This is a genomic window from Chelatococcus composti, assembly GCF_014201415.1.
Lineage (GTDB): Bacteria > Pseudomonadota > Alphaproteobacteria > Rhizobiales > Beijerinckiaceae > Chelatococcus_A > Chelatococcus_A composti.
Genome location: NZ_JACHEH010000012.1, coordinates 1 through 22,963 on the forward strand (window position 1 = coordinate 1; position 22,963 = coordinate 22,963).

23 protein-coding genes are annotated in these 22,963 nt (G+C 67.6%); 12 read left to right on the forward strand and 11 right to left on the reverse strand.

Annotated elements, in window-relative coordinates:
• Positions 1 to 306 precede the first annotated feature (306 nt).
• On the forward strand, positions 307 to 663 hold the full coding sequence (locus HNQ73_RS18195) for a septal ring lytic transglycosylase RlpA family protein (protein ID WP_210310585.1): 357 nt from the start codon (positions 307 to 309) through the stop codon (positions 661 to 663).
• A 45-nt stretch (positions 664 to 708) separates the two neighbouring features.
• Here HNQ73_RS18195 and HNQ73_RS17130 read toward each other — a convergent pair whose 3' ends face one another.
• From HNQ73_RS17130 to HNQ73_RS17150, 5 genes are read right to left on the reverse strand one after another with little or no spacing between them, the layout of a single operon-like run.
• A complete protein-coding gene (locus tag HNQ73_RS17130; RefSeq protein WP_183336531.1) occupies positions 709 to 1,770 on the reverse strand; it encodes an ABC transporter ATP-binding protein in 1,062 nt (353 codons plus the stop codon).
• A gap of 7 nt (positions 1,771 to 1,777) precedes the next feature.
• Entirely contained in the window at positions 1,778 to 2,572 is a 795-nt protein-coding gene (locus HNQ73_RS17135; protein ID WP_183336533.1) for an ABC transporter permease, read from the reverse strand.
• Positions 2,569 to 3,447, reverse strand: a complete 879-nt coding sequence (locus HNQ73_RS17140; RefSeq protein ID WP_183336535.1) for an ABC transporter permease — start codon at positions 3,445 to 3,447, stop codon at positions 2,569 to 2,571. Before HNQ73_RS17140 ends, HNQ73_RS17135 begins: the two co-directional genes overlap by 4 nt.
• Positions 3,444 to 4,484: an ABC transporter substrate-binding protein gene (locus tag HNQ73_RS17145; protein ID WP_183336537.1), complete on the reverse strand. Its 1,041-nt coding sequence runs from the start codon at positions 4,482 to 4,484 to the stop codon at positions 3,444 to 3,446. The genes HNQ73_RS17140 and HNQ73_RS17145 overlap by 4 nt, the downstream gene beginning before the upstream one ends.
• A gap of 41 nt (positions 4,485 to 4,525) precedes the next feature.
• On the reverse strand, positions 4,526 to 5,500 hold the full coding sequence (locus tag HNQ73_RS17150; protein ID WP_183336539.1) for a succinylglutamate desuccinylase/aspartoacylase family protein: 975 nt from the start codon (positions 5,498 to 5,500) through the stop codon (positions 4,526 to 4,528).
• Positions 5,501 to 5,609: 109 nt separating this feature from the next.
• On the opposite strand from HNQ73_RS17150, the gene HNQ73_RS17155 reads away from it, so the two are divergent.
• Entirely contained in the window at positions 5,610 to 6,362 is a 753-nt protein-coding gene (locus HNQ73_RS17155) for an IclR family transcriptional regulator (RefSeq protein WP_183336541.1), read from the forward strand.
• A 73-nt stretch (positions 6,363 to 6,435) separates the two neighbouring features.
• Here the strand turns inward: HNQ73_RS17155 and HNQ73_RS17160 are convergent, their stop codons facing one another.
• Positions 6,436 to 7,353, reverse strand: coding sequence for a LysR family transcriptional regulator (locus HNQ73_RS17160; RefSeq protein ID WP_183336543.1), 918 nt, complete (start codon positions 7,351 to 7,353; stop codon positions 6,436 to 6,438).
• Here HNQ73_RS17160 and HNQ73_RS17165 point away from each other — a divergent pair.
• The 8 genes from HNQ73_RS17165 to HNQ73_RS17200 all read left to right on the forward strand — a co-directional run bounded on the left by HNQ73_RS17165 (position 7,340) and on the right by HNQ73_RS17200 (position 15,235).
• Complete coding sequence (locus HNQ73_RS17165; RefSeq protein ID WP_183336545.1) at positions 7,340 to 8,143, forward strand: HpcH/HpaI aldolase family protein; 804 nt, start codon at positions 7,340 to 7,342, stop codon at positions 8,141 to 8,143. The genes HNQ73_RS17160 and HNQ73_RS17165 overlap by 14 nt on opposite strands.
• 48 nt (positions 8,144 to 8,191) lie before the next feature.
• The gene (locus HNQ73_RS17170) at positions 8,192 to 9,157 is read left to right on the forward strand and encodes a Bug family tripartite tricarboxylate transporter substrate binding protein (protein ID WP_183336547.1); all 966 of its coding nucleotides are present in this window, start codon (positions 8,192 to 8,194) and stop codon (positions 9,155 to 9,157) included.
• Between the two features lie 76 nt (positions 9,158 to 9,233).
• A complete protein-coding gene (locus HNQ73_RS17175) occupies positions 9,234 to 9,893 on the forward strand; it encodes an RraA family protein (RefSeq protein ID WP_183336549.1) in 660 nt (219 codons plus the stop codon).
• Positions 9,894 to 9,932: 39 nt separating this feature from the next.
• On the forward strand, positions 9,933 to 10,394 hold the full coding sequence (locus HNQ73_RS17180) for a tripartite tricarboxylate transporter TctB family protein (protein WP_183336551.1): 462 nt from the start codon (positions 9,933 to 9,935) through the stop codon (positions 10,392 to 10,394).
• Positions 10,391 to 11,896: a tripartite tricarboxylate transporter permease gene (locus HNQ73_RS17185; RefSeq protein ID WP_183336553.1), complete on the forward strand. Its 1,506-nt coding sequence runs from the start codon at positions 10,391 to 10,393 to the stop codon at positions 11,894 to 11,896. Before HNQ73_RS17180 ends, HNQ73_RS17185 begins: the two co-directional genes overlap by 4 nt.
• An 11-nt stretch (positions 11,897 to 11,907) precedes the next feature.
• Positions 11,908 to 12,753: a hydroxypyruvate isomerase family protein gene (locus HNQ73_RS17190; protein ID WP_183336555.1), complete on the forward strand. Its 846-nt coding sequence runs from the start codon at positions 11,908 to 11,910 to the stop codon at positions 12,751 to 12,753.
• Between the two features lie 21 nt (positions 12,754 to 12,774).
• On the forward strand, positions 12,775 to 13,440 hold the full coding sequence (locus HNQ73_RS17195) for an aspartate/glutamate racemase family protein (RefSeq protein WP_306415757.1): 666 nt from the start codon (positions 12,775 to 12,777) through the stop codon (positions 13,438 to 13,440).
• 97 nt (positions 13,441 to 13,537) lie between these two features.
• Positions 13,538 to 15,235 carry a dihydroxyacetone kinase family protein gene (locus tag HNQ73_RS17200; protein WP_183336558.1) on the forward strand — a complete coding sequence of 566 codons (1,698 nt, stop codon included), beginning with the start codon at positions 13,538 to 13,540 and terminating at the stop codon, positions 15,233 to 15,235.
• Between the two features lie 164 nt (positions 15,236 to 15,399).
• Here the strand turns inward: HNQ73_RS17200 and nagA are convergent, their stop codons facing one another.
• Complete coding sequence (gene nagA, locus HNQ73_RS17205) at positions 15,400 to 16,530, reverse strand: N-acetylglucosamine-6-phosphate deacetylase (protein ID WP_183336560.1); 1,131 nt, start codon at positions 16,528 to 16,530, stop codon at positions 15,400 to 15,402.
• On the reverse strand, positions 16,530 to 17,564 hold the full coding sequence (locus tag HNQ73_RS17210) for an SIS domain-containing protein (protein WP_183336562.1): 1,035 nt from the start codon (positions 17,562 to 17,564) through the stop codon (positions 16,530 to 16,532). Before HNQ73_RS17210 ends, nagA begins: the two co-directional genes overlap by 1 nt.
• Before the next feature lie 210 nt (positions 17,565 to 17,774).
• Here HNQ73_RS17210 and HNQ73_RS17215 point away from each other — a divergent pair, with 210 nt between their 5' ends.
• Positions 17,775 to 18,587, forward strand: a complete 813-nt coding sequence (locus HNQ73_RS17215; RefSeq protein WP_183336565.1) for an aminotransferase class IV family protein — start codon at positions 17,775 to 17,777, stop codon at positions 18,585 to 18,587.
• Positions 18,588 to 18,624: 37 nt separating this feature from the next.
• Here the strand turns inward: HNQ73_RS17215 and HNQ73_RS17220 are convergent, their stop codons facing one another.
• Entirely contained in the window at positions 18,625 to 19,176 is a 552-nt protein-coding gene (locus HNQ73_RS17220; RefSeq protein ID WP_183336567.1) for a flavin reductase family protein, read from the reverse strand.
• A gap of 139 nt (positions 19,177 to 19,315) precedes the next feature.
• Complete coding sequence (locus HNQ73_RS17225) at positions 19,316 to 20,068, reverse strand: SDR family NAD(P)-dependent oxidoreductase (protein WP_183336569.1); 753 nt, start codon at positions 20,066 to 20,068, stop codon at positions 19,316 to 19,318.
• Positions 20,069 to 20,311: 243 nt separating this feature from the next.
• Between HNQ73_RS17225 and HNQ73_RS17230 the strand changes: the two genes are divergently transcribed.
• Positions 20,312 to 21,694, forward strand: coding sequence for an FAD-containing oxidoreductase (locus HNQ73_RS17230; RefSeq protein ID WP_183336571.1), 1,383 nt, complete (start codon positions 20,312 to 20,314; stop codon positions 21,692 to 21,694).
• A gap of 6 nt (positions 21,695 to 21,700) precedes the next feature.
• Here the strand turns inward: HNQ73_RS17230 and HNQ73_RS17235 are convergent, their stop codons facing one another.
• Positions 21,701 to 22,813, reverse strand: coding sequence for a transporter substrate-binding domain-containing protein (locus HNQ73_RS17235; protein ID WP_183336573.1), 1,113 nt, complete (start codon positions 22,811 to 22,813; stop codon positions 21,701 to 21,703).
• Positions 22,814 to 22,963 lie beyond the last annotated feature (150 nt).

Below are 22,963 nucleotides of genomic sequence, written 5' to 3' on the forward strand. Positions count from 1 at the left end.
CTCGCGCAGCAAATCGGCGTCAGCACTCTTCTCAACGAGCGAGCGCAGGTTCATCATATCGTCGGTCATCGGTGGACTTTCCATCAGGTTGAGCTGAACAACCCGACCCTACCGGAAAAACACTGGTGACCGCCGCTATCCTGCTACACCACGCCCCGGGACATCATCTTTCTGTCGCCGAATTCAACCGGGATATCTCACCATTATCACCTGCACAGGAGTGGGCTCGTGGCCAAGAAGACTGCCTTTGCCGCAGCGCTTGTCTGCGTTTCGCTTGGAGCCTGCAATACGGCTGGCACTTCCCGGATTTCGAGCGAGGACACCGCGGCCGGCGACCACGCCGTCGTCAAGGGCGAACCGTCCGGCAACGGGCGCATCGCCCGCGCGTCCTGGTACGGCCCCGGGTTCCACGGCAGGAAGACGGCCAGCGGCGAGCGCTTCAACGCCCACGCCCTGACGGCCGCCCACCGCACCCTGCCCTTCGGCACCCGTGTTCATGTGCGCAACACCAAGAACGGCAAGAGCGTCGTCGTCCGCATCAACGACCGCGGCCCCTTTCACCGCGGCCGCGAGATCGACCTCTCCCACGGTGCCGCGCGCGCCATCGGCATGGGCGGCATCGGGACCGTCACCATGGTCGTCCTCGGCGAGAAGAGGGGCTGACGCTCCGGGGAAACGCAGCGCGGCCCCGAGGGAGCCGCTCGGCCTTCAGCGGCCGAACACGGCGACGAACTGGGGATCGAGCGTCGCATGCACGCGCTCGCCCGGCTTCAGGGCACCCGCATCGCGCCCCCTGCATTCGGCGATCAGCGACTGGCCGCCCGGCAGGCGCATGATCACGTGCGCGGTGGCGCCCTGGTAGGAGACCACCTCGACGACGCCGGCAACGGCGTTCTCGGTCGGCGAAGCCGACAGGGCGACATTCTCGGGCCGGATCATGACCTCCACGTCGCGCAGCTCCGGCCGCACCTTCGCGGCCGGCAGGACCAGCCTTCCGTCCGACTCCAGATCGATAGCGACGCCCGACGCCGACCGCTCCGCCACGAACCCATTGAGGAAGTTCGCCTTGCCGATGAACTCGGCCACGAACCGCGTCGCCGGCGCCTCGTAGATCTCGGTCGCCGAGCCGAGCTGCTCGATGATGCCGCCGTTCATGACCGCGATCTTGTCGGCGATCGCCATCGCCTCGCTCTGGTCGTGCGTCACGAAGATCGAGGTGAGCCCGAGCTCGCGCTGGATGCGGCGCAGCTCGATGCCGGTGCTCTCGCGCAGCTTCGCGTCGAGGTTCGAGAACGGCTCGTCGAGAAGCAGGATGGCGGGGTTGATGACGAGGGCGCGCGCCACGGCCACGCGCTGCTGCTGGCCGCCGGAGAGCTGTTTGGGATAGCGCCCCTCAAGGCCTGTCAGCTTGAGCTTGTCGATCATCGCCGCGATGCGGACCTTCTGCTCGTCTCGCGGCACGCCGCGCCGCACGAGGCCGAAGGCGATGTTCTCCGCCACGGTCATGTGCGGGAACAGGGCATAGTTCTGGAAGACGAGCCCCGTGTCGCGCTTGTGCGGGGGCAGGCCCGTGACGTCCCGGCCGCGCAGCAGGATCTCGCCCGCCGGCGGTTTGATGAAGCCCGCCACCATGCGCAGCGTCGTCGTCTTGCCGCAGCCCGACGGGCCGAGCAGCGCGATCATCTCCCCCTTGTCGAGGGAGAACGAGAGGTCGTTGACGACCTGCACCGCGCCGTATGCCTTGGCGAGATTGCGCAGTTCGATTTCCATCGGAGTCTCATTCCTGTCGGGCAATGCCGAGTAACTGGTAGATGACCATGAACACGCACGTCAGGAGCACCAGCAGCCCGGAGACGGCTGCGACGGTTGGCTCGAAGCCGAGCTGCACGGCCGAATAGATCATCACCGGCAGCGTCGGCTCGCCGGGGCTCGCCAAAAAGAGCGCGAGGACCACCTCGTCGAAGGAGGTGATGAACGCCATCGCACAACCGGCGACAATGCCCGTCTTCACCACCGGCAGGAGGATGAGGAAGAACGACTGCAGCGGCGAGGCGCCGAGGTTCTGGGCCGCCTCCTCGAGCGTCCTGTCGAAGCGGCGAAGGACAGGCAGGGTCGCCCGGATCACATAGGGCGTGCAGATGATGACGTGGCCCATGATGAGCCGGCTGTCGCCGCTCAGTAGCCCGGTCCGCGTGAAGAACAGCGACAGGGCTACGGCGAACACCAGCGTGGGCAGGATCAACGGCGAGAGAAACAGGGCCTCCGCCAGCGCCTTGCCGGGAAAGGCATAGCGGCTGATCCCATAGGCCGCCATCACGCCAATGACGGTGGACAGCAGGGCGACGATGACGCCGATGCGCAGGCTCGTCAGGAACCCGCCAAGATAGCGCGTGTCCTCGAGCGCCGCCGCGTACCAGCGCAGGGTGAAGCCCTGCGGGGGAAAGGCGAGATAGCCCGTGTCGCCGAGTGGCGCGACGACAACCACGAGGATCGGCAGGATGAGATAGACGAAGGCAACGATGCAGACGGCCGTCAGCAGGAGCCCGAAGGGCGAGCGCGGGTCGATGGTCATGATGCGGCCTCCCCCGCGGAGCGCCGATCCAGTGCCTTCGCGTAGAGCAGCGAGATCAGGAGGACGAAGACGAGCAGGATCGCCGAGAGCGCCGAGGCGAAGGGCCAGTCCAGCAGCTCGATGGTCTGCTCGTAGATTGTGGTCGCCATGACATTGGCCCGCGCGCCCCCGACGAGCGCCGGCGTGGCGAAGGCGCTGATCGCCAGCGAGAACACGAGGAGCGAGCCCGCGATGATGCCGCCGGGGGCAAGGCGCAGCGTCACGAGCCACAACGCGAGCCAGGGCGGCGCACCGAGGCTCATGGCCGCGTGCTCGAGATCCGGATCGATCGACTTGAACACACCGTGCAGCGTCAGCACCATCAGGGGCAGCAGCACCTGCGCGAGGGCGATGATGACGCCGGTGAGCGTGTACATCAGCTGCATCGGCTGGTCGATGAGGCCGAGCGCAAGGAGAAGATTGCTGACGACGCCATCCCTGAAGAACAGCACCATCCAGCCGAAGGAGCGCACGACCGCGCTGACGAGCAGCGGGAAGGTGGTGAGAACGAGAAGAAGCGCAGCATAGCGCGACCGCATGCGCGCGATGACATAGGCCACGGGAACGCCCAGAATGAGGGTGATCAGCGTCACGCTGACACCGAGGAACAGGGTGCGCCCCAGGAGCTCCCAGTAATATTCGTCGCTGAAGAAGCGGATGTAGTGCGCCGCCGAAACCTGCCCTCTGTCGAAGGCGCTGACGGCCAGCAGCGAGAGCTGCGGCCACACGAAAAAGACGAGATAGACGAGCAGGCAGGGCGCGAAGATCAGGACGGGTACGAAGATCCGGGAAGGGGCTGCCCCCTTCCCGGCCGTCATGACGCCTGCAGCCGTCATCTTGCGATCTCGCGATTCCACCGCTCGATCCACTGCGCGCGCTGCTCGTTGATGAGCGCGCGGTTCAGCTTGGCGAGCTGCGACACGTCCGGCACCTCGGCCGCCAGATCGGCGGGCAGCTTCGTCTTGGGATTCGAGGCCGTCCAGCGCATCTGGCGGGCAATCTCGATCTGGGCCTCCGGCCGCAGCATGTAGTCGATGGCCGCATTCGCCACGTCGGCGTTTTTCGCGCCCTTGGCCACCACGGCCGTGATGTTCACGGCCGGGCTGCCTTCCTCGGGCGTCGCGAAGCCGACGGGCAGGCCGCTCGTCTGCAGCTTGAAGGCGTTGCCGGAGTCGTAGGGGATGATCCAGATGTCGCCCTGGCCGAAGAGTGAGGGCAGGTCGGACGCCGCCTTGAAGATCGTCTCACCCTTGATCTTCTTCATCGCCTCGAAGCCGGGCTCGATGTTATCCTCGCCGCCACCGAAGGCGCGCGCCAGCATCACGAGGAAGTCGACGCCGTAGCCGTTGGTGATGGCCGGAAAGGCGATGTGACCCTTGTATTCCGGCTTCAGGAAGTCCCTGTAGCTACGCGGCGGCTCCTTGATCTTGTCCTTGCGGTAGAGAATGCCCTCGGCGATCACCGCCCAGGCGACCCAGCTCCCGTCGGGATCGCGCAGGCCAACGGGAATGTCGTCGAGCTGCGACACCGCCGTCAGCGGCTGGATCAGCCCTTCCTTCTTGGCCACATCCTCCTGCCCGCCCGAGAACTGGTACATGTCGATCTGCGGGTTGCCGGCCTCGGACTTGAGGCGGGCGAGGGCGGCAGCTGACTGCATGGGCACCTGCGTGCTCCTGGCCCCCGTCGCCTTGTCGAAGGGGTCGAACACGGCCTTCTGGATGATGTCCATGGTCGAGCCGCCGAAGCCGGACGAGATGAGGCTGCGGCCGGCGAAATCCTGCGCTGCCGCTGCGCCAGTCGGCAGCAGCGGCAGCGATCCGAGGGCCGCCAGGCCGGAAACGAACTGGCGGCGCGAAACGCGATCAAGACCCATCTTAGTTCCCCTCTCACCTGTACGATGGCGACGCGCCGGGATCAGGCCGGTTCGTAGCCCTTGGTTTCAACCAGCTCGAAGACCTGATCACCGTTGTAGATCGGCATGTGCGGGCGCCGGATGGAGCCGACCCACGCGCGCTTCAGGGGGCAGCGGACCTCCTCCACCACATCGCCGAAGAGATCCACGAGATCGGCAAGATGCTGACCTTCGCTCACATCGTCGCCCGGCGCCACATGGGGAATGAAGAGGCCGCCGCGCCTGCTCTTGAGATGGACGGCATCCCCGCCGAGACGGATGCGGTCGAGCTTCGGCGTCTCGCCGGGAAGGATCCCCATGGCCCGGCAGACGCCGAAGATCGCACCCGTCAGACGCTCCAGGTCCTCGGGCGTCACCCGGGCGCCACCGCCGCTTTCCACGATGAGCGACGGTTTGCCGCGCTTGGTGTAGTTGGCGAAGTGGGCTCCGCTCAGGAACGGTTCCAGCGAGTTCCAGACGTTCGGAGCGCCCGTGGCGCGCGCGAGCCTCTCGGATTCGATGCCGGCCGGCGTACCGTCGTTGTGAAAGAGCGTGAAATGGCAGGTGATGGTGAGATCGCCTCCCGAATGGAGGTCGAGCATCGCATCGGACTTCTCCAGCGACAGCTCGAGGAGCCGGTGCGCCAACTGCTGGCTGTGGTGCCCGCCCGGATCGCCCGGGAACACCCGGTTCAGGTTGAAGCCGTCCTGCGGGGTCAGCCTGTTGTAGCCGCGAAAGCCCAGCGGGTTGGCCAGCATCAGGCAGATCACCGTGCCGGACATCTGCGACAGGTCGACCGTCTTCAGGAAGCGCTGAATGCTCAGCGGTCCGACCACTTCCGGCCCGTGGATGCATGCCTGCAGCCACAGGGTCGGCCCCTCCTTCGCACCGGCCGCGATCATCACGGGCGACGTCAGCGGTCCATCGGGATACGAGCCGAGCTCGACATGGCCGCGCGTGATCTTACCCGGCTCGCGCCGTGCCGTTCCAACCATCATAGGCGCCTCTCCGCTTTAGGCCGGCTAGGTCGCAGCCGGCCACCGTGCTATCAAATACGGCACGTTCCACCTGTGTCAACACTGGTGTTGTATATGGAACATTGATCATATGAGCTCGATTGATAACGGACTGCGCATTCTGGCCCTCCTGGGCGACGACCGGCCTTGCCTGCGTGTGGGCGAGGTTGCGCGCGACCTCGACATGCCGAAGGCATCCGTGTCGCGCCTGATGAAAACCCTGTCCGAGGCGGGACTCCTCGAGCGCGACGACCGGGATGGAAGCTATTTTGTGGGCGAGCGGGCGCTAGATCTCGGACGGCTGTATCTGGCCCGGCACACGCTGCTCGAGCTCGTCGGGCATGCGCTTGACGACCTGGTGAAGGAGTTCGGTTTCACCGGGCATGCGGGCATCGTCTCCGGCGGCGACCGCATCCTGCTGATGGCGAAGCAGGGCTCCTTCCCGCTGCAGCACACGGGCTCGGTAGCCGAGAGGAAGCCCGCCTATGATTCGATCATCGGCCGCGCCATCCTCGCGCGCCTGCCGGACGAGCAGGTCCTGAAGCAGCTGGGCTACCGGGACGAGAATGACACGGTCTCCGGCATCTCCGGCCGGGATGTGCTCGCGGAAATGGCGCGGATCCGCAAGGAGAAGATCGCCTATTCCTCAAGCCTCGTGACACCGGGCATCTCGTCCGTGGGCGGCGCGGTGGCCGATCCCGGCCGCAACGAGACAATCGCCCTGTGCCTGTCCTATCCGACGGCCGCCGCGGACGAGGCGCTGAGCCTCCGCATGAGGGACGCCATCCGCCATAAGCTCATGGAAATCGGCCGGCGCGTGCGCGATCCGTTCTGGCTGCCGTGAACCGCCGCGGCCATGGCATCGGCCGTCCTCTGGGCGATGCGGCCATCAGGAGGCTGAAGCCACGCTCGCCGGGTCACACCGGCACGAGATCGGTCGCGAAGACCTGGTGCTTGTCCACCAAACTCCGCACGATCTCGGCCACCTCCTGCAGCCCAGGGCTCGGATTGTCGCGGCGGTAGCACAGTGCCGCCCGGTGGCGGATGCGGGGCTCGACGTGCAGCACCCGCAGCTGGCGGGCCGGGCTGTGCCCCCGAAGGGCAGCCACGGGCAGGATGCCGATCGCGCTTCCCTGGGCGACGATGTCCGCGATGACAAACAGACTGTTACAGGTGCTGACCTGACGCGGCGAGAGGCCGAGCCCCGCGAACCAGTTGGTGACCGTCGCGTGCAGCCGCGATGGCGGCGCCGCCAGCACGATGTGCTGCTCTGCCAGCACCTCCGCCCTCACGGGGCCGGAAGGCAGATGCGATTTCGGCCCCGCGACCCAGTTCATCGTGTTGTAGCCGAGCTCGATGGAAACGATGTCCTCGCCGAGCTCGGGCTGACTCACGATCGCGATGTCGACCTGCCCGGCCACGAGCATGCGGCTGATGGTCGAACTGTTGTCGACGCAGACCGACAGACTGATCCCCGGGTATATGGCCTCGACCCGTTCGATCATCTCCGCGAGGCACACGTGCGCGAAGGTGTCGGTCGTCCCGAAGCGCAGGTTGCCGTTGAGCGGCGTGTTGCCCCCGAAGCGGCGGGTAATCCTCTGCGAGACGGCCAGCATCTCCCGCGCCGGCTGAAGCAGCTCCTCCCCCGCCGGTGTCAATTGCAGGCCCGTGCCGCGGCGCACGAAGACGGGGTTGCCGATCGCCTGCTCCAGCTCCCGGATCCGTTGCGACACCGTCGGCTGCGTCAGGTTCAAGTGTCGCGCAGCCGCGCTGAAGGACCCGAGCCGGGTGATGCAATCGAATGTCACGAGCTGGTCGAGCGTGAAGCGCATCATAGGCGATTCCTATAATGATGGAAGGAACATTCAATTTCTGGCCGGGTCCAAAACACGCCATACTGTCGGCCAATTAAGGGAGGCCGTCTTGAACAAAGTCAAACGTGCTATTGCCGAGAAACGTCGCATAAGGGGTGTTCACTTCACGTATCCGGCCCTTCCTGCAATGGAGATCGTGGCCGCCACGGGTATTGACTATATCTATATCGATGGCGAGCACGGCGTCTTTTCCGGCGCGGACATCGAGGCGGCCTGCATCGTCGCGGAGCGCTACGGGGCGACGCCCGTGGCACGGGTTCCCGACGGCTTGGTGCCGACGATCACTCATTTTCTCGACAGGGGCGTGCGCGGCATCGTCGTGCCGCATGTGGAGACGGAAGAGCAGGCCAGAGCTGCCGTGGCAGCGACGTACTTTGCGCCCCTCGGCCGGCGGTCCTTCGGCGGCGGCCGCCCCTATGCCCACCTGCGGACCGGCGACCTGACGGCCCTTCTCGCCGAGGCGAACGAGGAGGTCTCGCTCAGCGTGATGATTGAATCCGAGGAAGGCCTGCGGAACATCTCGGCCATCGCCTCGGTGCCGGGCGTCGACTATCTCAGCTTCGGCATGATGGATCTGTGCCAGTCGCTTGGCCATCCAGGCAACCCGAAGCATCCCGATGTCGTCAAGGCGGTTCAGGTGGCATCGGACCAGGCAAGGGCGAAAGGAAAGCCGATTCGCGAAGACTTTATTTCCGTTGCCTGGATCAACGACATCGTCCTAGCCGGATTGAAGAAAATCCTCGACGCGTGATCCGATATCTCGCGCCTTCATAATAAATCGAGATGGGAGGGAAACATTATGAAGTTGAACAGACGTCAGTTTTCTATGCTGGCGCTTGCTGCGGGTGCCTCTTCCGTTCCCGCCTTCGCCAAGGGCACCTATCCGGAGCGGCCGATCGAGCTCATCGTTCCCTTCGCCCCCGGCGGCGGAACGGACCTGAGCGCCCGGCTCATCGTTCCCTACATCGAGAAGTACCTGAACGGCACAATCGCCGTGATCAACAAGCCGGGCGCCGGCGGGCAGGTCGGCGCGGTGCAGATCGCGCGGGCTAAGCCCGACGGCTACACGATCGGCTTCATGAACGTGCCCAACACGATGATGAAGCCACATGAGCGGGATGCCGGCTTCACCGTCGACAGCTTCGACCCGATCGCCAACCTCGTCTTCGATCCGGCGGTCCTCGCGACGCGGGCCGACAGCAAGTACAAGACGCTCGCCGACGTCGTCGCCGAGTGCAAGGCACGGCCGGGCAAGGTCACGATCGGCTCGGCGGGCATCGGCTCCAACACGCATCTTGACCTGCTGCGGTTCGAGCATCTGGCCGGCATCAAGTTCCACCACATTCCCTACGACGGCGGAGCTGCACCGCGAACGGCGCTGCTGGGCGGACACCTCGAGCTGATCGCCTCTGCCCTCGGCGACTGCCAGCGCTTCCAGAAGGAAGGCACGATCCGCATGCTCGGTATCCTGACCAAGGAGCGCTTCCCGATGGCGCCCGACGTTCCGACCTATGCCGAGCAAGGCTATCCGCTCGAGGGCGGCGCCAGTCGTGGGCTCGTCGCGCCCGAGGGCATGGATCCAGGGCAGATCGCCGCCATCGAGAAGGCCGTCGAGCAGGCGCTTCAGGACCCCGAGCTGATCAAGAAGGCCGAGGAGATCGCCCTGCCCCTCGTCTTCATGAACAGCAAGGAATACGGCGCCTATCTGCAGAAGTCGAACCAGGAGCTGGCGGAAGCCTGGAAGGCAACGCCCTGGGTCGAATGAACCGCCCCTAGGGCAACGAAACAAGCGCTGCTGGCGCCACCGGCGGCGCTCCCTCCTTTCCTGACGGAGTTACTTGATGTCGGTTTCCGAAAGCGCGATCGCGCGCCTGAAATCCGTCGAGTCCGGCATCGTGTCCGATGCGATGATGCGGCTCGGCATTTGCGGCTGGATGGATGGTCTTTATCCCGTCGGCGGGGGGCAGCGCCGGGCCGTTGGGCGCGCGCGCACCCTGCTCTTCGGTCCCAAGCGCGGCGAGGGCACATGGGGCAAGACCTTGTATGCCACGATCGCGGGCCTCGAGCCGGGTGACGTTCTCGTTTTCGGCACAGGCGGCACGCCACAGAACCTGCTGGGGGACAACGTGGCCAACTTCGCCTGCCTGCACGGTCTGGCGGCGCTTGTGACCGACTCCACCGTACGGGACTCCGTCGGCATCGCGGCCGTTTCCATGCCGGTCTACGCCCGCGGGACCGCCGTGCGGATCCCGCTTGACATGGAACCGGTTGCCCTCGACGTGCCGATCGTCTGCGCCGGGGCGCAGGTGAGGGCTGGCGACGTCATCGTCGCCTGCGAGGACGGTGTGCTGGCGCTGCCGCAGTCGCGTATCGATGACATCATCTATCAGGTGGATGACATCGAACCCATCGAGGCGGCTGTCCAACAGGCCATTGCCGCCCGTGCGCCGCTGGCCGAGATTGAGGCCCTGATCAAACGCAAGAAGCAGCGGCGCGACTGACCGATCGCGTGATCCGATGTGGCCTGGAAGGAGAGCGCGATGAAGCTGACGCGCAACCCGACGGATGTTCTGGCAGGGATTCTGCTTATCGGCACGGCCCTGGCGTTTCTCTGGATCGGGCGCACGTTGCGCCCGGGCTCCATCACGCAGATGGGTCCGGGCTATGCGCCGAACCTCCTGTGCTTCATCCAGATCCTGCTCGGTTTGGGCGTTCTTGCCGCGGGCTTCCGCAAGGAAGGGGAGCCCGCCGAGACATGGAGCTTGCGCCCGGTCCTCATCGTGGCGCTGGCGATCGCGGTGTTCGCGGTCTCCGTCGAGGAGCTGGGCCTCCTCGCAGCCGTCTGCGCAACGGTGATCGTCTCGGGATTCGCATCGCCTGAATCGCGGCATGGTCAGAACCTGCTGCTGGCGCTCTTCCTCGCGCTCTTCTCCACGGTCGTCTTCGTCAAGGGCCTGAACCTCCAAATTCCCGTCTGGCCGGCCATCGGGAGGCAAGCGTGAGCACTGTCGACGGTTTTCTTCACGGACTCGCGCTCGCAGCGCAGCCCCTGAACCTCCTGTACTGCTTGATCGGTGCGCTCGTCGGGACGCTGATCGGCGTACTGCCCGGTGTTGGACCCGTCGCGACGATCGCGATGCTCTTGCCGCTTACCTTCTATCTCGAGCCGCTTCAGGCGCTCATCATGCTCGCCGGCATCTTTTACGGGGCGCAATACGGCGGCTCTACCACTGCCATTCTGGTCAACCTGCCGGGCGAGAACTCGTCGGTCGTCACCTGCCTCGACGGCTACCAGATGGCACGCAAGGGACGTGCAGGGCCGGCGCTCGCCATCGCGGCCCTGGCTTCATTGTTCGCCGGCATCTTTGCGACCTTCTTCATCGTGCTGATGGCTCCGCCGCTGGCCGGGTTTGCGCTCGCCTTCGGCGCCGCCGAATACTTTTCGCTGATGGTGCTGGGCCTGATCGCCGCCATTGTGCTCGCCAGCGGCTCCGTGCTGAAGGCCCTCGGCATGATGACCCTCGGACTGCTGCTCTCGATGGTGGGGACCGATGTCAATTCGGGCGCCCTGCGCTTCACCCTCGGCCTGCCGCAGCTCATGGACGGGATCGACTTCGTTCCGCTCGCGATGGGCATCTTCGCGGTGTCGGAAGTGATCCGGAACCTCGAGTCGCCCGAGCCACGTGAGACGCTGAAGACCCGGTTCCGAGACCTCTGGCCGACGAGGGAGGATTTCCGGCGCAGCTGGAAGCCGGCCCTGCGCGGGTCGGCGCTCGGGTCGATCCTCGGCCTGCTGCCGGGCGGCGGCGCGATGCTGAGCTCCTTTGCCGCTTACAGTGTCGAGAAACGCTTGTCGCCGAACGGGCATCTCTTCGGCCAAGGAGCGGTGGAAGGTGTGGCCGCGCCCGAGTCAGCCAACAACGCCGGCGCGCAGACCTCCTTCGTCCCGCTCCTGACGCTGGGCATTCCTGGCAATGCCGTCATCGCGCTCATGGCCGGAGCCATGATGATCCACGGCGTCCAGCCGGGCCCGCAGGTGATGACGAATAATCCGGAGCTGTTCTGGGGCGTCATCGCCTCCATGATCATCGGGAACTTCATGCTGGTCGTCATCAACCTCCCGATGCTTCCGCTCTGGGTGCGCCTGCTAAGCATCCCTTATCGGCTGTTCTATCCGGCCATTCTCGTCTTCTGCTGCATCGGCGTTTACACCATCAATTACGCCGTGTTCGACGTCGTGATGCTGCTGGTGTTCGGTCTGTTCGGTTACATCCTCTACAAGTTCAGGTTCGAGCCCGCCCCGCTTCTTCTCGCATTCGTCCTCGGACCGCTTATGGAGGAGAACTTCCGCAGGGCCATGATGTTGTCCTTCGGCGATCCGCTCATCTTCATTCAGCGCCCGATCAGTGCGACACTTCTCGGCCTCGCCGTCATCCTGATTGCCGTCATCGCCCTGCCGAGCCTGCGCAAGCGGCGTCAGGAGACGTTCGCCGAGGCCGGGTGAGAGTGATGGTGATGGCATCCTCACCCGGATACCCTGCGCGGTTCAGCGCCCCGCGGTTCAGCGCCCATGTCGGCTATCTCTTCACCGAACTGTCGCTGCCAGAGCGCATCGCCGCCGCCGGCAGGGCGGGGTTCGTCGCGGTGGAGCATCCCGCCCCGATGCAGATCCCCGCGACGAGGATGCGGGAGCTGCTGGCCGATGCCGGGGTCGCCTTCGCCCAGATGGGACTAGCCCCCGGTGATGCCAGTCGCGGGGAAAAGGGGCTCGCCGCCCTTCCCGACGCACGAGGCCGCTTCCGCGATGGGGCGCTCGCGGGCCTTGATTACGCGGCGGAGATCGGCTGCCACATGGTCCATCCCATGGCCGGTGTCCTGCCCCAAGGGACGACGCTCGAGGCCCTCTGGCCAGCCTATCTCGACAATCTCCATTTCGTCGCCGAAGAGGCGGAAAAGCGGGGCCTCACCGTCCTCATCGAGCCGATCGGCCCCGGCACACTGCCGGGATACGCCATCGCGCGAACCGGCGATGCCCTGAGGGCCATCACCGAGCTGGGGCGGCCCAATGTGCGGATGCTCTTTGACGTGTTCCACGGCTACCGTGAAGGGCTCGATCCGGCAGCGGTCATCGCTGCCGAAAGCCGTCGGATCGCCCACATACACCTGGCAGACGAACCCGGCCGCCATGAGCCCGGCACCGGATGGATCGATTTTCGGGCGATCCGGCAGGCCCTGGCGGCGGGATATGGCGGGTTGCTCGGATGCGAGTATGTCCCGCTAGCCGGCACCGTCGACGGGCTCACCTGGATGAGCCAATGGACGGGCGACGGGGAAAGCGGCGACAGTTTTGGAGACACCTGAATGCGGCCTCGGATAGCCTTGGTGCATGCGGTCAGGGAGGCGATCGAGCCCATCGAAGCCGCCCTCGGAAAGCTTTGGCCCGAGGCCGAGCCGATGCATTTGCTCGACGACCGGCTGAGCGTCGACCGTGCGATGGAGACAGGGCTCTCTCCCGACATGTACCGGCGCATCAGTGAACTCGGCACATACACGCTTGCCGCGAATGCCGCGGGGATCCTCTTCACTTGCTCCGCCTTCGGCCCGGCCATTGAGACGTTCGCCCGGCGCGCGCCGGTGCCGGTGCTCAAGCCCAACGAGGCCATGTTTGCAGAAGCATTGGAGGCCGGCGACCGTGTCGGCATGCTCGCCACCTTCACGCCCTCGGTCGCCTCCATGACGGAGGAATTCGAGCTGCTGGCGGCGGCGCTCGGGCGTTGCGATGCCCGCCTCGAAAGCCGCTGGGTGCCCGAAGCGATGGCGGCGCTGAAAGCTGGGAACGGTGAGCGCCATGACGCGCTTCTCGCGGAGGCAGCTACGCATCTGGCGGGTTGCGATGTCGTGATGCTGGCCCAGTTCTCGATGGCTAGGGCGCAATCTGCCGTTTCCGCAGCGCTCGGCAGGAAGGTGCTGACGAGCCCGGACAGCGCCGTGCGGAAGCTGAAGGCACTCGTGGCCGGCCCGCGGCAGAGGTGCGATCCGCTCCACTGATGCTCGTGCCTGCCGCCGGTCTCGGCGGCTACCGAACGTATTGCCGCTGGCCGCTGCCCTGCGCTCTAATCCGCCGCCCGGCAAATAGGATGGTCCAATGAAGAAGCTCATCAACGACCCCCGCAATGTCGTTCGCGAGATGCTCGAGGGGCTGGTCGATCTCAACCCGGGGCTGGCGCTCCTCGACGGCGAGGCGGTCGTCCTCAGGGCCGACCTGCCTTCCCCCGCGGAGCGCAAGGTTGCCGTGATCTCGGGAGGCGGCAGCGGCCATGAACCAGCCCACGGCGGCTTCGTCGGCCCCGGCCTTCTGACGGCCACCGTCGCCGGCGATGTGTTCACCTCGCCCAGCGTCGATGCGGTCCTTGCCGCGATCCGTGCCTCGGCCGGCCCCGCGGGCGCCGTCCTCGTCGTGAAGAACTACACGGGCGACCGCCTGAACTTCGGCCTTGCCGCCGAGCTCGCCCGGCAGGAGGGGATCCCTGTCGAGATCGTGGTGGTCGCCGATGACGTGTCGCTGCGCGATCTCGTTGCGGAGGACCGTCGCCGCGGCATCGCCGGCACCGTACTCGTGCACAAGGTGGCGGGCGCGGCGGCAGAGGCGGGCAAGCCGCTGGCCGAGGTGGCACGCCTTGCGCGTGAGGCTGCCGGTGCCCTCGGCACGATGGGGGTCGGGCTCGGCGCCTGCACGGTGCCAGCCGCCGGCGCACCGGGCTTCTCTCTCGGGGAGGACGAGATCGAGCTCGGGCTCGGCATCCATGGCGAAAAGGGCGTCGAGCGCTGCCCCATCAGGAGCGCGGACGAGATTGTCGAGACGATCCTCGGCGCCATCCTCGCTGACCGCAAGCTCGGGCAGAATGCACGGGTCGCGCTGCTCGTCAACGGCCTCGGCGCGACGCCGCCGATGGAGCTCTCCATTGTGGCGCGGCGGGCGCTCGCCTGCCTCAGGGAACACGGCATCGTCGTCGACCGGGCCTGGTGCGGCAACTTCCTGACAGCGCTCGACATGCCGGGGTGCTCCCTGTCGGTTCTCGCGCTCGACGACGAGCGGCTCGCGTTGCTGGACGCCCCGGCGCAGGCGCCGGCCTGGGTGCCGGGCCAGCCCGTGCGGGCGGAGCGCAAGGTGGTGTCGAAGGCAAGCGGCAGCGAGACGGGCGCGGGCGAAGCCGCGCCCGGACCGCTGAGCGACAGGCTGAGGAAGGCCGCCCATGCCGTCGCAGCGGCCCTCGAAGCGGCCGAGGCTAGGCTGACCGAGCTGGACGGCCAGGCGGGCGACGGCGATCTCGGGGCCAGCATGCGACGCGGGGCGGAAGCGATCCGGGCCCTGCCCGACAGCGCCTGGGCGACCCCGGAGTCCGCCTTCGCTGCGGTCGGCAATGCCTTTCGCCGGGCGATTGCGGGCAGCTCAGGGCCCTTTTACGCCACGGCACTCCTGCGGGCGAGCCGGCAGGTCGCCGGCAGGCCGGTGCCCGATGCCGCGGCGTGGGACGCGGCCTTCGCCGCCGCGGTGGAGGCCGTCATGGAAATCGGTGGCGCCAAGCCCGGCGACCGGACCATGGTCGACGCCCTGGTGCCGGCGCATCAAGCCTGGGTCGAGGCGCGCAGGAACGGATCGACCGTCGCCGATGCCTGGCAGGCCTGCGTCACGGCGGCGGAAAGGGGAGCGGAAGCCACCTCGTCGATGTCGCCGAGGCTCGGCCGCGCTGCCTATCTCGGGCAGAGGGCCGTCGGCGTCCCGGACGGCGGGGCCGTGGCGGTCGCCACCTGGCTGCGCGCCCTATCCCCGCACATCGGCTAGCAGGATGGACGCCGCACCGGTCCGGGAGCAGGCCCGTGGGTGGGGGGCACCGAGAGCGGACCACGCGCCCAGCTCCCGGATCGGCGCTGGAACGGCTAATCGGCGCCGGCCGGCCGCGATGTGCGCCAGCGCACATCATCGGCCGCCGACCCCACAGGCGCTGCTCAGAACGCGAGAACGTCGCGCACCCGAAGATCGTCGTCGAGGTGCACCATCTCCGCGATGGCATCGCGGTGCAGCCGGCCGCGGCGCCTGTCGCCGATCAGCTCCGCCGGATAGAGGGAGGCCATGCGCAGCGACTCCTCCGTCCCGAGGCCGAGATCGCGCGCCGCGTACCGCACCGCGCTTGCCATGTCGATGTCGGCACCCGCGAGGGTTCCGTCCGCGAGGGTGAGCCGGCCGCCGCGGCGGTAAACAGTGCGCCCGCCCAGGACGAAGCTGTCACCGCTCCAGCCGACCGACGCCATCGCATCGGTGACGAGGAAAAGCCGCCCCGGCCCGCGCTTGGCCGCCAGCGCCACGCGCAGGCTCTCCGGATGCACGTGATGGCCGTCGGCGATGACGCCGCAGAAGACGTTGCCCGCAGCAAGGGCGGCACCGACCATGCCAGGCTCCCGGCTGCCGAGCTGGCTCATGGCATTGAAAAGGTGGGTGACCGCGCGCGCGCCGGCATCCATGGCGGCCCGCGCCGCGTCATAGCCGGCGTCGGTATGGCCGAGGCTCACGATGACGCCGGCATCAGCGAGGCGACGGATGAGCGGCAGCGGCGCCTGCTCCACCGCCACGGTCACCATGAGCACGCCGATGCGCTCCCGCGCCTCGACCAGGCGGTCGACATCGGCCTCGGTCAGCGGGCGCATCAGCGCAGCCAGATGCGCGCCCTTGCGCGCCGGCGCCAGATGCGGCCCCTCGAGGTGAAGGCCGAGCACGCCCGGCATGCGCCCCGCCGCCTGCGCGGCCGCATCGATGGCCGCCTGCGTCACCTCGGGCGTGTCCGTGATGAGCGTCGGCAGCAGCCCCGTCGTGCCGAAGGGCCGGTGCGCCGCCGCGATCCGCCCCATCGCCTCCGCGCTCGGGCCGTCGTTGAGCATAACGCCGCCGCCGCCGTTGACCTGCAAGTCGATGAAACCCGGTGCCAGCAGGCCGCCGTCGAGCACCCGGCGCTCGGCATGCGCGGGCACGTCCCGCACCGGCACGACGTCGCGGACAGTGCCGTCCAAGACGAGCACGGCAGCCTCGTTGAGGATCCGGTCCCCGTCGAAGACGCGGGCGCCGACGATGGCGGTGAGGGACATCAGTGCGTTTCCGTGACCTTGCGCAGATGCGGCGGGTTGTCGGGCTCAAAGCCGCGCAGCCGGCTGACCTTCTCGATCAGCCGGTAGAACGATACCGCCATGGAAAGCGGATCGAGATGGGCGTGACCGGTCTTGGCCACGGGCAGGCACAGGCCGGGCGCATGGGCCGTGGCGGCGGCAAAGACCCGGCCGCCGGCAGCCGCAAGGCGCTCGAGGGCCGCGCGCCCGGCCTCCGCCGCCTTGTCTTCGGGCAGAAAGGCGAGGATCGGGAAATCCTCGCCCACAAGGCGCAACGGCCCGTGCATGATCTCGGCCGTCGAGAAGGCCTCGGCATGGATGGCTGCCGCCTCCTTGCTCTTCAGCGCCGCCTCCTGCGCGATGGCGAGCGCCGGCCCGCGGCCGACCATGTAGCAAGATGCGGCAGCCGACAGCGGCGCCTCCAGAAGGGACCAGTCGGCCACCAGCGCCCCGGCGAGGCTGCGCGGCAGGTCGTAGACGGCATCGAGAAGGCGCTCGTCGCCGGCCCAGGCCGCGACGACAGCGGCCGCGGCAGCGCCGGCCGCAACGAAGGATTTTGTCGCCGCGACGCTGCGCTCGACGCCGGCGCACAGCGGGATGACGACATCGGCCGCCTTGGACACGGGGCTGTCCGCGACATTGACGAGCGCCACCGTCAGCGCGCCGGCTGCCCTGGCGGCATCCTGCAGCGCGACGATGTCCGGGCTGCGGCCCGACTGGGAGATGGTGAAGAGCACGCTGCCGTGCAGACGCAGGGGTGCCCCGTAGACCGAGGCGAGCGACGGCCCGAGCGAGGCCACTGGCGTGCCGGTGGCAATCTCGAGGAGATATTTCAGATAGCCCGCCGCATGGTCCGAGGTGCCGCGCGCCGAGGTGACGACGACCGGCGGCGCCAGGGCAGACAGGCGACGGCCGAGGCCGATCAGATCACCGAGGCTGGCGTCGAGAAGCCGCGCCACCGCCTCCGGCGACTCCCGCGTCTCCCGCTCCATCTCGGTCATCGGTTGCAAAGACATCGTCCCGTCGCTCCTGCCGCCCGGAGGGACAGCCTCGCGCGCCCGCCGCGCCTCCGGCCCGGTGACAGACACCTACCACGAGGAAGTGAACCTCGCCTGAATTTTCGTCTTTTCGAGCGCGGCCGCGTTCCTCAACTTGCGCCTTGACTCTGACAGCACTGTCAGACTCTAAGCCCGTTGCTCATCGATGGACCAACGAGGAGCGACAGCATGGCTGCCGAAACTTACGGGGCGTGGATCAACGGCCGTCCGGCCGCCGCCAGCGAGCTTGTGCCGCTGGCCTTCGCAGGCTTTGCCCATTTTACGGCAATGCAGGTCCGCGGCGGCAAGGTCCGGGGGTTCGATCTGCATCTGGCGCGTCTGCGCGAGGCGTCGATGGCGCTGTTCAGGCGGGCGCTGCCCGACGCTGAGGTCGAGGCCCGCCTTGCAGCCGCGATCGCAGCGGGGCCGGAGGATCTTTCCCTCACCGCCACGGTCTTTTCACCGAAGGGCGAGTTCACGGCGGACAGCATGGAGGGCGAACTGGCGGTTCTGGTGCGAACCTTCGCGCCGTCGAACGGCCCCAAGGGACCACTCAGGCTTGCAGCTGTCGAATACGAACGGCCGCTCGCCGCGATCAAGCACGTCGGCGAAATCGGCAAGACCCTTTTCCTGCACGAGGCGAAACGCCAGGGCTTTGACGACGCGGCCTTCTACGACCGTCACGAACGGCTGAGCGAGGCCACCATCTGGAATCTCGCCTTTTGGGACGGAGAGGCCGTCATCTGGCCGAAGGCGCCGATGCTGCGCGGCACGACGATGGGCATCCTTCAGCGGCAGCTCCAGCGTTCCGGCATCCCGCAGCGCGAGGAGGCGGTCACGCTTGAGAAGGTCAGGTCGTTCGCAGGGGCGGCGGTAATGAACTCATGGACGCCGGGCATCGCGGTGACCGCTATAGGCCCCTACGCCCTGCCGGAAGCCGGGCCGTTCATCACCCTGCTGCATGAAGCTTTCGGGGCCGAGCCTCTGCGGGACGTCGGCTGACCAACCACCCTGTGAGGCCGACGTGCCGGCCAGCCGCTCAGTCCTGCAGGTATTTCCACTTCACCATCCGTTCCCGCAGGTCGATGACGCGGCCATCAATGGTGAAAGTGCCGTCACCCCGGTGGTGCAGCGTGCGCCGCTCCCTGCGGTCCGCATCGATCCAGATACGGACCGCCTCAAGGATGAGCAGGTTGTAACGGTCCACCAGGCTCGTGTCCGCCACCCGGCACTCGATGTTGGCGAGGCAGTCGGCAATGAGCGGCACCGCGACATCGCGGGCAGGAGCGCAGGTGAGGCCGAAGGTCTCAAACTTGTCGGTGGTCTCGCCGGAGCAATTGCCGATGTCGACGACCTTCTCGGCAAGATCGACCGTGGGGATGGCGATGACGCACTCGCCGCTGTCGCGCAGGGCGCGGAAGCTGTAGTCCCACGGGCCAATGATGCAGCCGATCAGCGGCGGCGCATGCTGCATCACCATGTGGAAGCCCATCGTCATCACGTTCGGCTTGCCGTCGCGGGCGGTGACGACGAGGACGACGGGCCCGGACTCGAGCAGACGGTAGGCCTTGGAGGCGGGCATCTCCTGCATGGCTGCAGCTCCCGGGCAGGACAGATGCTGATGCTACTCCCTGTCCGGGGCGGTGTCATGGCGCGGAAGCCGCTGAACGCGCCCTTGGTCCCTGCGCCTGGCGGATGCATCACCCCGCCAGGCACCGCCACCCGGGCGATCAGAGCAACTGGCCGCCAGAGACCTCGATGCGCTGGCCCGTCATCCAGCCCGTGCCGGGCAGGAGCAGCGCTGCCACCGCGGCACCGATGTCGTCCGGCAATCCGGCGCGGCCCATGGCTGTCATCTCCGCCACCATGCGGTTGAGTTCCGGCCGATCGCGCACTGCGCCGCCGGCGAAGTCCGTCTCGATCGCACCGGGGGCGATGGTGTTGACGGCGATACGACGCGGCCCGAGTTCCCGGGCGAGATAGCGCGTCAGGACCTCGACTGCGCCCTTCATGGCAGCATAGGCCGAATGGCCCGGCAGGCTGAACCGGGCAAGGCCGGAGGAGACGTTGAGAATGCGCCCCCCGTCCGCGAGCATGGGCAGGAGCGCCTGCGTGAGGAAGAACACGCCCTTGAAATGCACCGCCATGAGGCCGTCGAACTCTTCCTCCGTCGTCTCCGCAAAGCTCTTGTGCACGCCGTGCCCGGCGTTGTTGACGAGGATGTCGAAGGTCTCCCGTTCCCAATGCTGCCGCAGCGCCGCGGCGAGCTTCTCCACGAAGGCGGGAAAGGTGGCGACACGGCCGGTATCGAGCTGCAGCGCGACGGCCTTCCCGCCATCCGCCCCTATCGCGGCGACGACCTCCTCGGCCGCCGACGCGTTGTTCTGGTAGGTCAGCACGATGCCGACGCCGTTCCTCGCCAGATGCAGGGCCGCGCTGCGGCCGAGCCCGCGGCTCCCACCGGTGATGAGTGCAATCGTCATGTCGTCATCCCCTGTTATCGGAATGACGTCGATATGATGCGCCGTGCCCGCCGGTGCCTGCCACATCCTGCACATTCCTTGCCCGATCCTTCAGGCGGCGCAGACAGCACGGGAGACGGCCCCCGGTGGCGCCTGCCGGCGTCTTGTGAGAGGCTGGCAGGATCGGCCGGCCGGCGCCGCGGACGTGCCCGGACGCATGGCGGCGCCGACGCCGCCCACCCGGACACTACGGGGAGCGCCGCCATGCACGACTACGACGCCATCATCATTGGCACGGGCCAGGCCGGCCCTGCCCTCGCCGCCCGGCTGTCGCAGGCAGGCATGCGGCTCGCCGTCATCGAGCGCAAGTTCTTCGGCGGCACCTGTGTCAACACCGGCTGCATCCCGACGAAGGCGCTGGTGGCAAGCGCCTACGCCGCGCACATGGCGCGCCGCGCCGCCGATTTCGGCGTGACGATCCGCGGCGAGATCGCCGTCGACATGGCGGGCGTCAAAGCGCGCAAGGATGACATATCGGGCAAGTCGCGCGCCGGCGTCGAAAGCTGGGTTCGCGGGCTGCCCGGCTGCACCGTCATCCAGGGGCACGCGCGCTTCTCCGGCCCGCACAGCGTCGCGGTGGGCGGAACGATGCTGCGGGCCGGGCGCATCTTCATCAACGTCGGCGGACGTGCCGCAGCGCCGCCGATCCCCGGCCTCGAGCGCACGCCCTACCTCACCAACAGCGGCATGATGGAGCTCGGGGAGCTGCCAGACCATCTCGTCATCATCGGCGGCAGCTACATCGGCCTCGAGTTCGCGCAGATGTACCGGCGCTTCGGCAGCCGCGTCTCCGTCGTCGAGATGGCTCCACGGATCATCCCGCGCGAGGATGAGGACATCTCGGCCGCCGTCGCGGACATTCTTGAGAGCGAGGGCGTGGCGCTGCATCCCGGGGCGGAATGCATCCGCGTGTCCGGGCAGACGGGCAGCATCGCCGTCACCCTCCGCCACGCGGACACGGCGCGCGAGATCGCGGGCAGCCATCTGCTCATCGCCACCGGGCGCCGGCCCAACACCGACGATCTCGGCCTCGAGGCAGCCGGCATCGAGACGGACGAGCGGGGCTACATCAAGGTCGACGACCAGTTGCGGACGAATGTCGAGGGCGTCTGGGCGCTGGGGGACTGCAACGGCCGCGGCGCCTTCACCCACACCGCCTACAACGACTTCGAGATCGTCGCCGCCAACCTGCTCGACGGCAACCCGCGCCGTGTCGGCGACCGCATCCCGGCCTATTGCCTTTATACGGACCCTCCCCTCGGCCGCGTCGGCATGACGGAAGCCGAGGCGCGCAGGACCGGCAGGCCCTATCTCGTCGCCCGCCGCCCGATGACGCGTGTCGGCCGGGCCGTGGAAAAGGGCGAGGCGCTCGGCTTCATGAAGATCCTCGTCGATGCCGCGGATCGGCGCATACTCGGCGCGGCGCTCCTCGGTGTCGGCTGCGACGAGGTCGTCCACGCCATCCTCACCCTCATGTATGCCGGGGCTCCCTGCGACGTGATGCAGCGTGCCATGCACATCCACCCGACGGTCTCGGAGCTGCTGCCGACGATGCTCGGCGAGCTGGTGCCGGCCGACGTGGCCTGAGGCGGATCAGGAGCCGCTGCCGAAGTATTTCGTCCGCAGCCGGGCGATGTCGCCGCGCTCGTGGGCCGCGAGGAGCTGGACGGTCAACGGGCGGCGAAGGTCGCTGCCGTGCGGCGTTGCGAAGGCATACTTGTCCGGCTCGAAGAGGGGCCCGACGACGCGCACCCCGGCACCAGGCCGGGTGTGGGCGAAATATTCGAGGACCGGCGCGTCTTCGACGATCGCCGCAATGCTCCCCTCGCCGAGGGCCGCGACGGCCTCCTCGAGGCTGAGGAAGGCGCGGTGGTCAAGCCCCGTGCGGCGCACGTACTCGTGCGCGACGCTGTCCCTCAGCACGCCCACCGTCCGGCCGGCGAGATCCTGGATGCCGTGGATCTGGCTGGTGAGCGCCAGCGTGGTCATGACGCTCGTCACCGACGAGGTGACGAAGGCAAGGACCGCGACACCGGCCACCAGCCAGAGCCCCTGCCAGATGCGGCCCACCCAGCCAAAGAGGTTCTTGCGTGACGGCGGCCGGCCGGTAGTGGCAACCTGCATGACGGTGTAGAAGCTCTCGGCGAAACCGTCACGCCAGCGGCGGGGAAAATCCTTGTCGAAATGGCGGTCGAACACCGTCAGCAGTACCGACGCCACCAGGATGACCAGGGCAATCCAGGCATAGTAGCGCAGGTAGCCGGAGTCGCTCAGACCATCGAGGACATCCCAGAACCCGGCGCGCGGGCCGCTGCCGACCATGATACGCAGCCCGCCGTCGAACCAGGGCTGGGTGAAGTCGATCTGCTGCGCACGCTGCTCGGTCACCGTCAGGTTCGAGACGGCGACGTCCACCTCCCCCGCCGCGGTCGCCCGGACGAGATCGCCGAAGGTGTCGTATTCGCGATAGGCGTAGGGCCGCCCAAGGCGCACGGCCAGCTCTTCCCACAGGTCGATCGCCATGCCGTCGAAGTGCGCGCCGTCCTTCATCACGAACGGCGGGCTGACATGGACGCCGACCGTGACGGGCTCGCCGCCCGGCCGGCCGGGACCGTTCTGCGCACGCGCGCCAAGGGCCGCGGCGAGAACGACGAAGGCGAGCGCACACAGGATCGTGGCTGTCGCGCGCAGGCAGGCACACCGCATTGCCGCCACCCTTCAACCGGACATTCAACAGTTGCGCGGCGCCAGGCGCGCCGACAGCGCGACCGGCGAACGATCAGGGCCGCTTCCGAACCGGGGAAGCTGTCGCAAGCCCGCTTAGCCTTCACGGCAAGGCGGGGTCAACCGCGACCA

Excerpts from the sequence above, each read along its gene's own strand:
- HNQ73_RS17130 (WP_183336531.1), bottom strand. The coding sequence starts at position 1,770 with ATGGAAATCGAACTGCGCAATCTCGCCAAGGCATACGGCGCGGTGCAG.
- HNQ73_RS17135 (WP_183336533.1), bottom strand. The coding sequence starts at position 2,572 with ATGACCATCGACCCGCGCTCGCCCTTCGGGCTCCTGCTGACGGCCGTC.
- HNQ73_RS17140 (WP_183336535.1), bottom strand. The coding sequence starts at position 3,447 with ATGACGGCTGCAGGCGTCATGACGGCCGGGAAGGGGGCAGCCCCTTCC.
- HNQ73_RS17145 (WP_183336537.1), bottom strand. The coding sequence starts at position 4,484 with ATGGGTCTTGATCGCGTTTCGCGCCGCCAGTTCGTTTCCGGCCTGGCG.
- HNQ73_RS17150 (WP_183336539.1), bottom strand. The coding sequence starts at position 5,500 with ATGATGGTTGGAACGGCACGGCGCGAGCCGGGTAAGATCACGCGCGGC.
- HNQ73_RS17155 (WP_183336541.1), top strand. The coding sequence starts at position 5,610 with ATGAGCTCGATTGATAACGGACTGCGCATTCTGGCCCTCCTGGGCGAC.
- HNQ73_RS17160 (WP_183336543.1), bottom strand. The coding sequence starts at position 7,353 with ATGATGCGCTTCACGCTCGACCAGCTCGTGACATTCGATTGCATCACC.
- HNQ73_RS17170 (WP_183336547.1), top strand. The coding sequence starts at position 8,192 with ATGAAGTTGAACAGACGTCAGTTTTCTATGCTGGCGCTTGCTGCGGGT.
- HNQ73_RS17175 (WP_183336549.1), top strand. The coding sequence starts at position 9,234 with ATGTCGGTTTCCGAAAGCGCGATCGCGCGCCTGAAATCCGTCGAGTCC.
- HNQ73_RS17180 (WP_183336551.1), top strand. The coding sequence starts at position 9,933 with ATGAAGCTGACGCGCAACCCGACGGATGTTCTGGCAGGGATTCTGCTT.
- HNQ73_RS17190 (WP_183336555.1), top strand. The coding sequence starts at position 11,908 with ATGGCATCCTCACCCGGATACCCTGCGCGGTTCAGCGCCCCGCGGTTC.
- HNQ73_RS17200 (WP_183336558.1), top strand. The coding sequence starts at position 13,538 with ATGAAGAAGCTCATCAACGACCCCCGCAATGTCGTTCGCGAGATGCTC.
- nagA (WP_183336560.1), bottom strand. The coding sequence starts at position 16,530 with ATGTCCCTCACCGCCATCGTCGGCGCCCGCGTCTTCGACGGGGACCGG.
- HNQ73_RS17210 (WP_183336562.1), bottom strand. The coding sequence starts at position 17,564 with ATGTCTTTGCAACCGATGACCGAGATGGAGCGGGAGACGCGGGAGTCG.
- HNQ73_RS17215 (WP_183336565.1), top strand. The coding sequence starts at position 17,775 with ATGGCTGCCGAAACTTACGGGGCGTGGATCAACGGCCGTCCGGCCGCC.
- HNQ73_RS17220 (WP_183336567.1), bottom strand. The coding sequence starts at position 19,176 with ATGCAGGAGATGCCCGCCTCCAAGGCCTACCGTCTGCTCGAGTCCGGG.
- HNQ73_RS17225 (WP_183336569.1), bottom strand. The coding sequence starts at position 20,068 with ATGACGATTGCACTCATCACCGGTGGGAGCCGCGGGCTCGGCCGCAGC.
- HNQ73_RS17230 (WP_183336571.1), top strand. The coding sequence starts at position 20,312 with ATGCACGACTACGACGCCATCATCATTGGCACGGGCCAGGCCGGCCCT.
- HNQ73_RS17235 (WP_183336573.1), bottom strand. The coding sequence starts at position 22,813 with ATGCGGTGTGCCTGCCTGCGCGCGACAGCCACGATCCTGTGTGCGCTC.